12 protein-coding genes are annotated in these 11,944 nt (G+C 71.0%); 2 read left to right on the top strand and 10 right to left on the bottom strand.

Annotated elements, in window-relative coordinates; translation table 11 throughout:
• Positions 1 to 104: 104 nt before the first annotated feature.
• Positions 105 to 1,694, bottom strand: coding sequence for a S8 family peptidase (locus tag ACIQAK_RS31565; protein WP_366392498.1), 1,590 nt, complete (start codon positions 1,692 to 1,694; stop codon positions 105 to 107).
• A gap of 459 nt (positions 1,695 to 2,153) precedes the next feature.
• Between ACIQAK_RS31565 and recA the strand changes: the two genes are divergently transcribed.
• Together recA and recX are read left to right on the top strand one after the other, a co-directional pair.
• The gene (recA, locus tag ACIQAK_RS31560) at positions 2,154 to 3,284 is read left to right on the top strand and encodes a recombinase RecA (protein WP_366392499.1); all 1,131 of its coding nucleotides are present in this window, start codon (positions 2,154 to 2,156) and stop codon (positions 3,282 to 3,284) included.
• A gap of 3 nt (positions 3,285 to 3,287) precedes the next feature.
• The gene (recX, locus tag ACIQAK_RS31555) at positions 3,288 to 3,980 is read left to right on the top strand and encodes a recombination regulator RecX (RefSeq protein WP_366392500.1); all 693 of its coding nucleotides are present in this window, start codon (positions 3,288 to 3,290) and stop codon (positions 3,978 to 3,980) included.
• Between the two features lie 93 nt (positions 3,981 to 4,073).
• Here the strand turns inward: recX and ACIQAK_RS31550 are convergent, their stop codons facing one another.
• From ACIQAK_RS31550 to ACIQAK_RS31510, 9 genes are all read right to left on the bottom strand, one after another.
• Complete coding sequence (locus tag ACIQAK_RS31550) at positions 4,074 to 4,730, bottom strand: hypothetical protein (protein WP_366392501.1); 657 nt, start codon at positions 4,728 to 4,730, stop codon at positions 4,074 to 4,076.
• A 200-nt stretch (positions 4,731 to 4,930) separates the two neighbouring features.
• Positions 4,931 to 5,461: a rhodanese-like domain-containing protein gene (locus ACIQAK_RS31545; protein ID WP_401849557.1), complete on the bottom strand. Its 531-nt coding sequence runs from the start codon at positions 5,459 to 5,461 to the stop codon at positions 4,931 to 4,933.
• Positions 5,452 to 6,078 (bottom strand): cysteine dioxygenase, encoded by a 627-nt coding sequence (locus ACIQAK_RS31540; protein WP_366392503.1) that lies wholly within the window; start codon positions 6,076 to 6,078, stop codon positions 5,452 to 5,454. Before ACIQAK_RS31540 ends, ACIQAK_RS31545 begins: the two co-directional genes overlap by 10 nt.
• A gap of 74 nt (positions 6,079 to 6,152) precedes the next feature.
• Positions 6,153 to 6,239, bottom strand: a complete 87-nt coding sequence (locus tag ACIQAK_RS31535; RefSeq protein ID WP_311307652.1) for a putative leader peptide — start codon at positions 6,237 to 6,239, stop codon at positions 6,153 to 6,155.
• Between the two features lie 32 nt (positions 6,240 to 6,271).
• Positions 6,272 to 7,993: an FAD-dependent monooxygenase gene (locus ACIQAK_RS31530; RefSeq protein WP_366392504.1), complete on the bottom strand. Its 1,722-nt coding sequence runs from the start codon at positions 7,991 to 7,993 to the stop codon at positions 6,272 to 6,274.
• A 167-nt stretch (positions 7,994 to 8,160) separates the two neighbouring features.
• Positions 8,161 to 9,105 (bottom strand): amino acid ABC transporter permease, encoded by a 945-nt coding sequence (locus ACIQAK_RS31525; protein WP_366392505.1) that lies wholly within the window; start codon positions 9,103 to 9,105, stop codon positions 8,161 to 8,163.
• The gene (locus ACIQAK_RS31520; RefSeq protein WP_366392506.1) at positions 9,102 to 9,749 is read right to left on the bottom strand and encodes an amino acid ABC transporter permease; all 648 of its coding nucleotides are present in this window, start codon (positions 9,747 to 9,749) and stop codon (positions 9,102 to 9,104) included. Before ACIQAK_RS31520 ends, ACIQAK_RS31525 begins: the two co-directional genes overlap by 4 nt.
• A 155-nt stretch (positions 9,750 to 9,904) precedes the next feature.
• Positions 9,905 to 10,828: a glutamate ABC transporter substrate-binding protein gene (locus tag ACIQAK_RS31515; protein ID WP_366392507.1), complete on the bottom strand. Its 924-nt coding sequence runs from the start codon at positions 10,826 to 10,828 to the stop codon at positions 9,905 to 9,907.
• 32 nt (positions 10,829 to 10,860) lie between these two features.
• Positions 10,861 to 11,646: an amino acid ABC transporter ATP-binding protein gene (locus ACIQAK_RS31510; protein WP_366392508.1), complete on the bottom strand. Its 786-nt coding sequence runs from the start codon at positions 11,644 to 11,646 to the stop codon at positions 10,861 to 10,863.
• Positions 11,647 to 11,944: the final 298 nt, after the last annotated feature.

Here is an 11,944-nt window from a genome sequence, read left to right as displayed (position 1 = left end):
GGTGAGTGCGCGGAGAGGCCTCACCGGCCGGGTGCGCCGGGATCCACCAGGGTTCGGGACGTGGATCACCGGCGGTCCGGTGGGTGCTGCGGGAAGGGGATCGGTCAGAACCGCAGCGACCAGGAGTTCAGCGTGCCGGTGTCGTTGACCCAGTTGTCGCTCACCCGCAGCTTCCAGGTCCCGTCGGCGGGCTTGGCGGCGGCGTTCACGGTGAAGGTCCCGCGTACGTCGTCGGCACTGTCGTCGGCGTTGTGGTCCTTGAGCCGGAAGACACCGCCGTCGGGGGCGACGAGGTCGACCCGCAGGTCACCGCGGAAGGTGTGCCGGATGTCGACCGTGACGGACAGCGTCGCGGGCGCGTTGCCCGTGATGCCGCTCACGGTGATCGGGGACTCGGCGGTCGCGTTGTCGCGGATCGGGTAGCCGGTGGTGTTCTCGAAGGTCTTGCCGGTGGGCGGAGGCGTGGTGCCGTCGTTCGGGACGTACAGCAGTCGGTTGGGCGAACCGGTCTTGGCGTCGGTGACCTTGTTCGGGGTGGCGTCGGCGATCAGCCGGTCGTGGACCTGCTTGGGCGTCCAGGAGGGGTTGGCGGAGAGCAGCAGGGCCGCTGCGCCCGCCACGTGCGGGGAGGCCATGGAGGTGCCGCCGTCGGAGCGGGAGCCGGTGTCGTTGAGGTGGGAGGCGGAGACGATGTCGGAGCCCGGGCCGAACAGGTCCAGGCAGGTGCCGTGGTTGGAGGACTTTCCGCTGGGCCAGATCGACCGGGCGTCACGGCTGTCGGTGGCGCCGACCGTCACCGCGCTCGGCACGGCCGCCGGGGAGGTGTTGCAGGCGTTGGCCCCGTCGTTGCCGGCGGCGACGACATAGGTGACGCCGGAGGCGATCGACTTGGCCAGCGCGTCGTCGACCGAGGCGGTCCGCCCGCCGCCGATGCTCATGTTGGCGACCGCCGGCTTGACCGCGTTCTTGGTCACCCAGTCGATGCCGGCCAGCACCGGGGCCCAGGTGGAGCCGGAGGAACCCTGGCAGTTCAGGACCCGTACGCCTACGAGCTTCACGGCCTTGGCGACGCCGTACGTCGCGCCGCCGACCGTGCCCGCCACATGCGTGCCGTGCCCGTTGCAGTCCTGGGCGACGGCATCGTTGTCTATGAAGTCGTAGCCGTTGACCGCCCGGCCGCCGAACTCCCGGTGCGAGGTGCGTATCCCGGTGTCGAGCACGTAGGCGGTCACGTCGGAGGCCGTGTCGGGGTACGTGAACTTCCGGTCGCCCGGCAGATCACGCTGGTCGATGCGGTCCAGGCCCCAGGTCGGGTCGTTCTGGGTGCCCAGGGCGTACGCGACTCCGTCGGCCTCCACCCGGGCCACGGAGGGGTCGGCGGCCAGCCGCCGGGCCTGTTCCTCGTCCACCTGCACGGAGAAGCCGCGCAGCGCGGCGGTGTAGGTGTGGCCGACCTTGCCGCCGTGCCGGCCGGCGAGGGACCTCGCCGCCTTGTCGACATCCGCCCGCGCCACCGAGTCCTCGAAGGTGACGATGTAGGAGCCCGGCACCGCACCGGCGCGGTCGGCGCCCAGGATGCGGCCTTCGCCGGGCGGAGGCGTGGGTGCCGCCCCGGCCGTACCGGCGCCGGCGATCAGTGCGCCGACGGCACACGCGGCAGCGGCGACACGCCACACCGCAGCTTGAGACACCATGCGATTCCTCCTGAGGGGTCGGCCGGACCGGCTCGGGTCCGGCGGGAGGCCGTGCACGGCGAACACCGGGCACAGGCGAAGGAAGGGGCGCGGCGGGGGCTCCGGACGATGGGACGTCGGCCTCGTACGGCGGATGCCGAACTTGGGGGGGCCGGCAGATGTACGAGGGGTGGAGCCACCGCCGCCTCAGGAAGAATCGAGCCCTGGGGGCAGGTCGAACAATGCGTGGGGGTACCCAACCGTTCCGGCCGCCGGGCCCCGCCCGTCCGGCCCGCCGGACCCCGCGTGGTGCGCTTGACACCGAAATCGAACATCCATTCTCATGGATTTCGGCCGGGTTTTTCCGGGCCCGACCGTGGAGTTGTCCACAGGCCGGGAGGACGACGAGGCCCATTGTCAGTGGCAGGGGTTAGCGTCTTTGACGTGAAGCGATCGACTCAAGCAAATCGGGTGGAACCCATGGCAGGAACCGACCGCGAGAAGGCGTTGGACGCCGCTCTCGCACAGATTGAACGACAGTTCGGCAAGGGCGCGGTGATGCGGCTCGGCGAGCGGCCGAACGAGCCCATCGAGGTCATCCCCACGGGATCGACCGCCCTCGACGTCGCGCTCGGCGTCGGCGGTCTGCCGCGCGGCCGCGTGGTGGAGGTGTACGGACCGGAGTCCTCCGGTAAGACGACGCTGACGCTGCACGCCGTGGCGAACGCGCAGAAGCTCGGCGGCTCGGTGGCGTTCATCGACGCCGAGCACGCCCTCGACCCCGAATACGCCAAGAAGCTCGGCGTCGACATCGACAACCTCATCCTGTCCCAGCCGGACAACGGTGAGCAGGCGCTCGAGATCGTCGACATGCTGGTCCGATCCGGCGCCCTCGACCTGATCGTCATCGACTCCGTCGCGGCCCTGGTGCCGCGTGCGGAGATCGAGGGCGAGATGGGTGACTCGCACGTGGGTCTCCAGGCCCGTCTGATGAGCCAGGCCCTCCGCAAGATCACCAGCGCGCTCAACCAGTCCAAGACCACGGCGATCTTCATCAACCAGCTCCGCGAGAAGATCGGTGTGATGTTCGGTTCGCCGGAGACCACGACCGGTGGCCGGGCGCTGAAGTTCTACGCCTCGGTGCGCCTCGACATCCGGCGTATCGAGACGCTGAAGGACGGGACCGACGCGGTCGGTAACCGCACCCGCGTCAAGGTCGTCAAGAACAAGGTCGCGCCGCCGTTCAAGCAGGCCGAGTTCGACATCCTCTACGGCCAGGGCATCAGCCGCGAGGGCGGGCTGATCGACATGGGCGTGGAGCACGGCTTCGTCCGCAAGGCCGGCGCCTGGTACACGTACGAGGGCGACCAGCTCGGCCAGGGCAAGGAGAACGCCCGCAACTTCCTCAAGGACAACCCCGACCTCGCCAACGAGATCGAGAAGAAGATCCTGGAGAAGCTGGGGGTCGGTGTCCGGCCGGAGGCCGAGTCCGCCGAGCCGGCCGCAGAGGGAGCGGCGACCGCGGGGGCGGCGGCGGACGGTGCGGCGAAGCCGGTGACCGCCGCGGCCACCAAGGCGAAGCCCGCCAAGACCGCGGCGGCCAAGAGCTAGGCCGTGACACGTCGTACGGAGTGGCCGGGGGGCCCCGCGGAGCCCGGCACCGGGTTCGGCGAAGGGGCGGGCCGCCGTGCCCGCTCCGGCACCAGGAGCAGCGGCTCCCCTTCCTCGTCGAGGGCCGAGCAGGGGGAGCCGCCTGACCAGCGGGACAAGGGCCGGCGGGAGAAGGGGGAGCGGGAGAAGAGGGAGCCGCGCGACCCGGTCGAGCAGGCGCGCAACATCTGTCTGCGACTGCTCACCGGGACACCGAGAACGCGCAAGCAGCTCGCGGACGCCCTGCGCAAGCGGGAGATCCCGGACGAGGCCGCCGAGGAGGTCCTCTCCCGCTTCGAGGACGTCGGGCTGATCGACGACGCGGCCTTCGCCGGAGCGTGGGTGGAGTCCCGGCACCACGGCCGGGGGCTCGCACGCCGGGCCCTCGTCCGCGAGCTGCGGACGAAGGGCGTCGACCCGTCCGTGATCGACGAAGCGGTCGATCGGCTCGACCCCGACCAGGAGGAGGAGACGGCCCGGGAGCTGGTGGCCCGCAAGCTCCGCTCCACCCGTGGCCTGGACCGTGACAAGCGGCTGCGCCGCCTGGCGGGGATGCTCGCCCGCAAGGGGTACGGGGAGGGCATGGCCCTGCGGGTGGTGCGCCAGGCGCTCAAGGAGGAGGGCGAGGACACGGAAGGCCTGGACGAGCCCTTCTGACCAGAGGCAAGCCCTTCTGAGGAGAGGCCACCTCGTGGAAGGGGACCCGGGGGACGGACTCGGGGACGGGGGGAGAGCGGCAGGGCGCCGTCGTCAGTGTCCGGCCAGAGAGGCGCGGCGGGCGGCTCCGTCGATGAGGGCCAGCGCGTCCGCGGCGGTACGGCCGGGCACGCGGTTCCACGGGCCGATCAGCCCGGGCCACCCCTGGGAGCGGAGCTCGGTGATCAGCCAGGCGCCGGCCCGGTCCACCGTGGTCAGGGAGCCGTAGCCGAGTCGGTGGGCGGTGAGCAGTGCGCCGCAGACGCACCGGGCGCCACGGGCGTTGCGCAGCCGGTACGGGGTGTTCTGCCAGCCCCACTCGGCCAGGATCTGCCGTGCGTAGCCGAGGTGGACGGAGGGCCTCAGATCTCCCTGGCCGACCCGCCGCCAGGCGTGGACGCGGTCGGGCAGTACCGCACCCAGCCGGCCGGGAAGCGGGCGTTCGGGCGGAGACGGTGTCGGCAGTGCCCGCAGCGAGTCGTCGATGAGCTGCTCGACCGGGACGGACAGCAGGCTCCGCCAGTCGGCAGGGCGGGCCTCTGCGGGTGACGGGGGCCGGTGGGGGGCCGGCTCCGGGCGCTCGGTCGGGAGGAGCGCGGGCTCGGAGGCGGTGTACTCCCACCCCGAGACGATCTCCTGCCACGCCTGTGTGCCGTGCAGCTGGGAGACCTGGGCGTCGAGCTGGTCGGGAGTGAGGACAGGGGTCGCCATGAGTGCGTCATCTCCGTACATTTCGGTCCTCGGTATGAGGCGAATGTCGGTCGCGCACGGCGATGGCTCTACCGGAATGCGGCGTTCGGGTGTGTCCTACCACCCTGGAGCGGGTGTGTCCCGCTCAGAGGTGGGCCAGACGTGCGGGAGGGGGTGGCCACGTCACGCCCGTGGCCGCCCCCTCCCGTAACGCTCCGGCGTCAGCCGCCGGTGTCGGTGCTGTTCTCGGCCCTGTCCTCGGAGCCGGAACCGGTGCTGGCGTCGGTGCTGGCGTCGGAGCCGGCGTCGGTGTCGGAGGCCGGGGCCACCGGGAGCCCTGCCGCGCGCCAGGCCTGGAAGCCGCCGATCAGGTCGGTGGTCCGGTGCAGCCCGAGCCGGCGCAGCGACGCCACGGCGAGGCTCGACGCGTACCCCTCGTTGCAGATGACGACCACCGGAAGGTCATGGCTCACCGCCTCGGCGGCGCGGTGGCTGCCCTGCGGATCGAGCCGCCACTCCAGCTCGTTCCGCTCCACGACCAGCGCGCCGGGGATCAGCCCGTCCCGGTCCCGGAGGGCCGCGTACCGGATGTCCACCAACAGCGCCCCGTCCTCGGCGGCCGCGGCAGCCTCGTGCGGTTCGATCCGCTCGTAACCGGCCCGGACCCGCTCCAGCAGCTCGTCGATGCCCACGCGTTCGGCAGCGGCCACGCCCTCGGCCTCCCCGGCCCGGTCCTCGCCGCTCACTGCCAGTCCTCCGGGCGCTCGGTCTGCTCCAGCCGGAGCACCGCGCCGGTGCGGCTGAACCGGCGGATCCGTGGCAGCGGCGGGTAGTACGCGTGGACGGAGACGGCATGCACGCTGTCGGACTCGTTGAGGACCTCGTGCACGTGGTTCTGCCCGAAGGCCCGGCCCTGACCGGCCGCCAGCTCCCGGGACCGGTCCACCCCGTCGTTCAGCTCCAGGGTCTTCCAGCCGTCGGTGGGCAGCCGTACGGCCAGCGAGTGCTCCTTGAGGGCGCCCGCCGCGGTGGTGAAGGCGCCGACCGAGTCGGCGTGGTCGTGCCAGCCCGTCCCGGTCCCCGGCGGCCAGCCGATCAGCCAGGCCTCGCTGCCGCCCGGCCCGTCGAGCCGGACCCAGGTGCGCCCCTCCGGATCGAGCGGGAGGGAGGCGACGAGCGCCGTGTCCTCGGCGGTGCGGCGCACGAAGTCGAGCAGCTCCGCGACCGTGGGGCCCGAGAGGGCCGAGGCGGCCGAGCCGACCCGCGCGGAAACGGCGGGAGCGGACGGCACAGAAATGGCAGGGGACGTCGGGGCGGTGGGAGAGGGTACGGAGGCAGCCGTGGGTACGGCGGGCGAGGGGGAAGACACAGGGACCGTCCTGAGAGTTCGCGCGAGGCCCCGGCCGTGCGGCGAGCGGCACGGACGAGGCGGAGGAAGGCGATTCAGCAGGACGGGCGACACACGCAGCCCGCGTAACGGAGGAGGTCCATATGGACCCTCCGCCACAGGCGCACGTCGGTGTCGGTCATGATCTGGAGTACACCATGTGCGCCCGTGACGGTCAATTGATCCCGGCGGCCCGGTCGGCGTGGACCCGGTCGCGCGGTCCCGGCGCGCGCGCCGCCCCTCGTCCGTCCGCGCCGCTCTCCCCGTCCTCGCGCTCCGCGGGGCCGGAGTCGGAGCCGCTCCCCGCCCCGGGCGACCCGCCCAGTGCCGCCCGCGCGGCGGCGAACAGCTCCGCCGGCCGTACGCCGGCGAAGGCGGCCACCAGATGTCCGTCGGGCCGCACCAGCAGGACGGTGTGGGCCGACGCACCCGGATAGCTCTCCGTGACCAGCAGTTCCGCCGTGGACGGCAACGCCTCCACGGCCTCCACGAGGCGCGGCATGATGCCGGCGGTCAGCCAGTGCCGCCGGTCCCACACCCCGGTGCCGGGTGCCACCAGGATCACCAGCGGGTGGCCCTGCCCGAGCCGTTCGCGCAGCCGGACCGCCGTCCCGTCCGGTGCCGTCACCCGTACATCGGCGACCGGCGCGCCGGGGGGCGTACCGACCGCGGCGTGCGCCTCGGTGTGCGGTGGTGCGAGGGGGGAGTGCGAGTACGAAGGGGGCGCACCGAGGGCTCCGCGGCCCAGGTGGCCGTCGGCGAGCAGGGTGTCGTGGCCCCGGGCCGCCCCCGGTACCAGCGTGCGCAGCCCCCCGCCGCCCCGCAGTATCGGCAGGGACTGGTCCGCGGCGCGCAGTCGGGCGGCCACCGCGGCCCGGCGTTCGGCCGGGTAGCTGTCGAGCAGCGGGTCGGCGCCGCCGTGATGCCAGGCGTGGGCGAGCTTCCACGCCAGGTTCTCGGCGTCCCGGATCCCCTCGTCCAGGCCCTGGGTGCCGAGCGCCCCCAGCAGATGTGCCGCGTCGCCCGCGAGGAACGCCCGCCGCACCCGCCAGCGCCGGGCAAGGCGGTGGTGGAGCGTGTGGACGCCGGTGTCGAGCAGCTCGTACGGCGGGGTCTCGCCGCACCAGCCGGCCAGGGTGTCCCGGATGCGGGTGATCAGGGCCTCCGGGGTGACCAGCTCGCCGCGCGGCGGGAGCAGCCAGTCCAGCCGCCAGACCCCGTCCGGCAGCGGCCGCGCGCTGACCTCGGCGCCCCCGGTGCGCCACGGCGGCTGCCGGTGCAACACCGCCTCGCCCGGCCAGGGAAGGTCGGCCCGCAGCGCGGCGACGGCGTGCCGCTCCACCGCCGTACGACCGGGGAACCTGATGTCCAGGAGCTTGCGCACGGTCGACCGGGCGCCGTCGCAGCCGACCAGATAGCTGCCGCGCCACCAGGTGGAACCGGGCCCCCTGGTGTGCACCGTGACGCCGTCGCGGTCCTGCTCCAAGGTGTCGACGCGGCTCAGCTCCACGAGCCGCACCAGTGGCGCCGCCGCGACGGCCGCGCGCAGGCCCGACGCCAGCGCGTGCTGCGGGACGTGGAGGGGGGCCGCGAGGGCCGGGGCGTCCTCGTCACCGACGTGCTCGGGGCCCGCACCCAGCGGTACGTCACGGACCAGCTGCTTCCGGCGCATCGAGCGCCATCCGCTCCACCGCAGCCCGTCCGTCTCCAGGCGGGCGGCGCCGAGACGCTCCACCAGGTCGGTGGTGTCCTCACGCAGCACGACCGTGCGGGCGAGACGCACTTCCTCCGTGCCCGGCCCTTCGTCCAGAAGCACGCACGGGACGCCCTGGGCGGCGAGGGCCAGCGACAGCGTCAGACCGACCGGCCCGGCGCCGACGACGATCACCGGGTCCACGGCGTGTGTCCTCCGGCCCGTACGGTCATGCGGAACGTGGCAGTGGAAGCCGGGTGCGTGATCACAGAACGTATGCAACCCACTGGGGGTGCTTGCGTCAAGTGACCGAGGCAGCGACGCGTGCGCCGCTGCCTCGAATGCTTCTGCCGGGATGAGGACCCGGAAGGTCAGTCCTTCGTCACTCCGGCCCCACCGGCACCGTCGGCTCCGGTGCCTGCGCCCCCTGCGCCCTCGGAGGACGGGCCGAACGTGCCGGCCGTGGCGTCGATGGTTCCGGGGGCCTGGACGGCCGGCGCCACCGCGATACCGGTCTTGGCGCGGCGGCCGCGCTTCTCGATCCAGGTCGCCAGCGACGAGAGCAGCAGACACAGCGCGATGTAGATCGTGCCGATGACGGTGATCGTCGAGACGTACGGGTACTGGCCGTTGACCAGGGTGTTGGAGGCGATCAGACGCGCGGTCTGGAGCAGCTCCGGGTACAGGATGATGAAGCCGAGCGAGGTGTCCTTGAGGGTCACCACGAGCTGGCTGATGATCGTCGGCAGCATCGACCGGACGGCCTGCGGCATCAGCACGGTGACCATGACCTGGGTCTTGCTCATGCCGAGCGCGTACGCGGCCTCGCTCTGGCCCCGGGGCACGGCGTTGACGCCGGCGCGCAGCACCTCGGCCTGGACGCAGCCGTTGTAGACGGACAGGCCCGCCGCCAGCGCCCACATCGAGTAGTCGGTGAGGAGGCCGACCCAGATGGCGTAGATCGTGATCAGCAGCGGGAGCGAGCGGAACAGCTCGATGAAGGTGGTCGCCGCCCAGCGGACCGGCTTGTGGTCGGAGAGGCGTCCCACCGCGAGCAGTACGCCGAGGACGAGCGAGCCGACCGCGGCCAGAGCGAACGCCTTGAGGGTGGCGACGAGGGCGTCGGCGATGTTCTGCCGGATGCCCGAGTAGTTGAAGATGTCCCACATCTCGGGGGCCAGGTGGCCCTTGTCGGCGAGCCGCACCAGGCTGACGCCGATCAGCGCGGCGATGGCGAGGGTGCCGACGACGGCGTAGATCCGGTTGCGGACGACGGCCTTGGGGCCCGGGGCGTCGTAGAGAACGCTGGCGCTCATCGGGCGACCTCCATGCGACGCTCCAGCAGCCGGAAGAGGCCGCTGATGGTAAACGTGACCACCAGGTAGCCGAGGGCCACCCAGATGAAGACGGGGACGATGTCGTAACCGCGGTCGCTCATCAGCTTCTGCCAGCCGAAGAGTTCGGCGACGCTGAAGGCGCCGGCGATCGCGGAGTTCTTGGTGAGCGCGATGAAGATGCTGCTCAGCGGCGGGATGACGGTCCTCGTCGCCTGGGGGAGTACCACGACGCGCAGGGTCTGGGCGAAGGTCATGCCGATCGAGCGGGCCGCCTCGGCCTGTCCCAGCGGCACGGTGTTGATGCCGGATCGGACCGCCTCGCAGACGAACGACGAGGTGTAGAAACCGAGGGCCAGCGAGCCGAGCACGAAGGGGCTCATCCCCGGGAAGAGGATCTCCGGGACGACGAAGAAGAAGATCAGGAAGAGCAGCGTCAGCGGGGTGTTGCGCATCAGCGTCACCCAGGCGGTGCCGAAGTACCGCAGCGGCGGCACCGGCGAGACCCGGAATCCGGCGATCATGACACCGAGGGCCAGGGCGATAACCGAGCTGACGGCGGTGATCGACACGGTTCCTATGAAGCCGTCGCGGAACTCTGGGAAATTGTCGAGCAGTACGTTCATGAGGTCTCCGCGTCGGCGGTCTGCGGCATCAGGGCAGGGGAAGGGGCGCCCCGTACGCTCGCCGTGGCCCACAGGAGCGGCGGCGGCGTACGGGACGCCTGAGTCACACGCGGTGCGTCAGTGACGGGGCGTCGGCCGGGGATCGGCGGACGGCGTCAGTAGCGCTCGATCGCCGGCGGCTCGGTGTAGTCCGAACCGGACAGGCCCAGCGTGGCCTCGTAGATCTTCTTGTACGTGCCGTCCTTGACGTGCTTGTCCAGCGAGTCGTTGATCGCGTCGCGCAGGACCTTGTCGTCCTTGTTCAGGCCGACACCGTACGGCTCCTCGGTGAACGGCTTGCCGACGACCTTGAGCTTGTCGGGGTTGGCGGCCGCGTAGCCCTTGAGGATCGAGTCGTCCGTGGTGAGGGCGTCGACCTGCTTGGTCAGCACCTGCTGCACGCAGTCGGAGTACTTGGCCAGCTCGACGACGTTCGCGCCGTACGCCGGCTTCTTGATCTCCTGGAGCGGCGTGGAACCGACGATCGAGCAGACCTTCTTGCCCTTCACCGAGTCCTTGCCGGTGATCGACGAGTCGTCCTTGCGGACCAGGAGGTCGGCGCCCGCCTTGTAGTACGGGCCGGCGAAACCGACCTGCTTCTTGCGCTCGTCGTTGATCGTGTAGGTGCCGACGAAGTAGTCGACCTGACCCTTGGAGATCGCCGTCTCACGGATGCCGGAGTCGACGGTCTTCCACTCGATCTGCTTCTCCGAGAAGCCGAGGTCAGCCGCGATCATCTTGGCGATCTCGATGTCGAAGCCGGAGCGCTCCTTGGTCGACTGGTCCTCGAAGCCGAGGTAGGGCTGGTCGGCCTTGGCGCCGATGATCAGCTTGCCGCGCTGCTTGGCCTTCTTGAAGACCGGGGAGTCCAGGGCGACGTCCTTGGCCACGGTGTACGTGGGCAGCGCCGGGGCCTCGGAGGAACCGGGCTTGGTGCCGCCCGGCTTGTCACCGGCGGAACCCTCCTTGCCACCACACGCGGTCGCGGTCAGGGCGAGCACAGCGATGGCCGCGACGGCGGCCGACTTGCGGAGCTTCATGTGAGATTTCCTTATGCCGTAGGTCGTTGTCGTCAGTGGTGAAGGATCTTCGACAGGAAGTCCTTGGCCCGGTCGCTGCGCGGATTGCTGAAGAACTGCTCGGGCGTGGCCTCTTCGACGATCTTCCCGTCCGCCATGAACACCACGCGGTTGGCGGCCGAACGGGCAAAGCCCATCTCGTGGGTGACGACGATCATCGTCATCCCGTCCCGGGCCAGCTGCTGCATGACTTCGAGGACCTCGTTGATCATCTCAGGGTCGAGAGCCGAGGTGGGCTCGTCGAAGAGCATGACCTTCGGGTCCATCGCCAACGCGCGCGCGATCGCCACGCGCTGCTGCTGGCCACCGGAGAGCTGTGCCGGGTACTTGTCGGCCTGGACGCCGACGCCCACCCGGTCGAGCAGGGTCCGGGCCTTCTCCTCCGCGGCCTTCTTGTCGGCCTTGCGGACCTTGGTCTGGCCCAGCATGACGTTCTCCAGCACCGTCTTGTGGGCGAAGAGATTGAACGACTGGAAGACCATGCCCACGTCGGCGCGCAGTCGCGCCAGCTCCTTGCCCTCCTGGGGCAGGGGCTTGCCGTCGATCGAGATCGCACCCGAATCGATCGTCTCCAAGCGGTTGATCGTGCGGCACAGCGTGGACTTCCCGGACCCGGAGGGCCCGATGACGACCACGACCTCGCCACGGGCGACGGTCAGGTCGATGTCCTGGAGCACATGCAGCGCGCCGAAGTGCTTGTTGACGTTGCTCAGTACGACAAGGTCGTCGCCCGCGGGCGCGGCATCCTCGGCGGCCTTGGTCACTGAAACTCCGCTCATCGGCTTCTTGCTCCGTCCTCCTCGGGTGCCAAGGACACTAATGACGCGGTGCGACCAGCGTCATTACATCTGAGCGGAAATTGAGCATAACGATCCGGCGGCAACCGGACACTCCGTGTGAAGGGGACGCCCCGAAGGGTGCCGGGGCGTACCGGGTGCGTAACGGATACCCCGCTGCAACCGGCAACCCCTTGACTGGCGTACCGGTCATCGGCGTGGATGCCCTGTGCGGCAAAAGACGTGAAGCACCGCTGAACGGAAAGTTCCGCCGGAGATTCTCCGGGTGAAGCGGGGCGAC

It is taken from the genome of Streptomyces sp. NPDC088706 (genome assembly GCF_044752765.1).
Lineage (GTDB): Bacteria > Actinomycetota > Actinomycetes > Streptomycetales > Streptomycetaceae > Streptomyces.
Note: the sequence above shows the minus strand (reverse complement) of the source record. Positions and strands in the feature narration are given on the sequence as shown.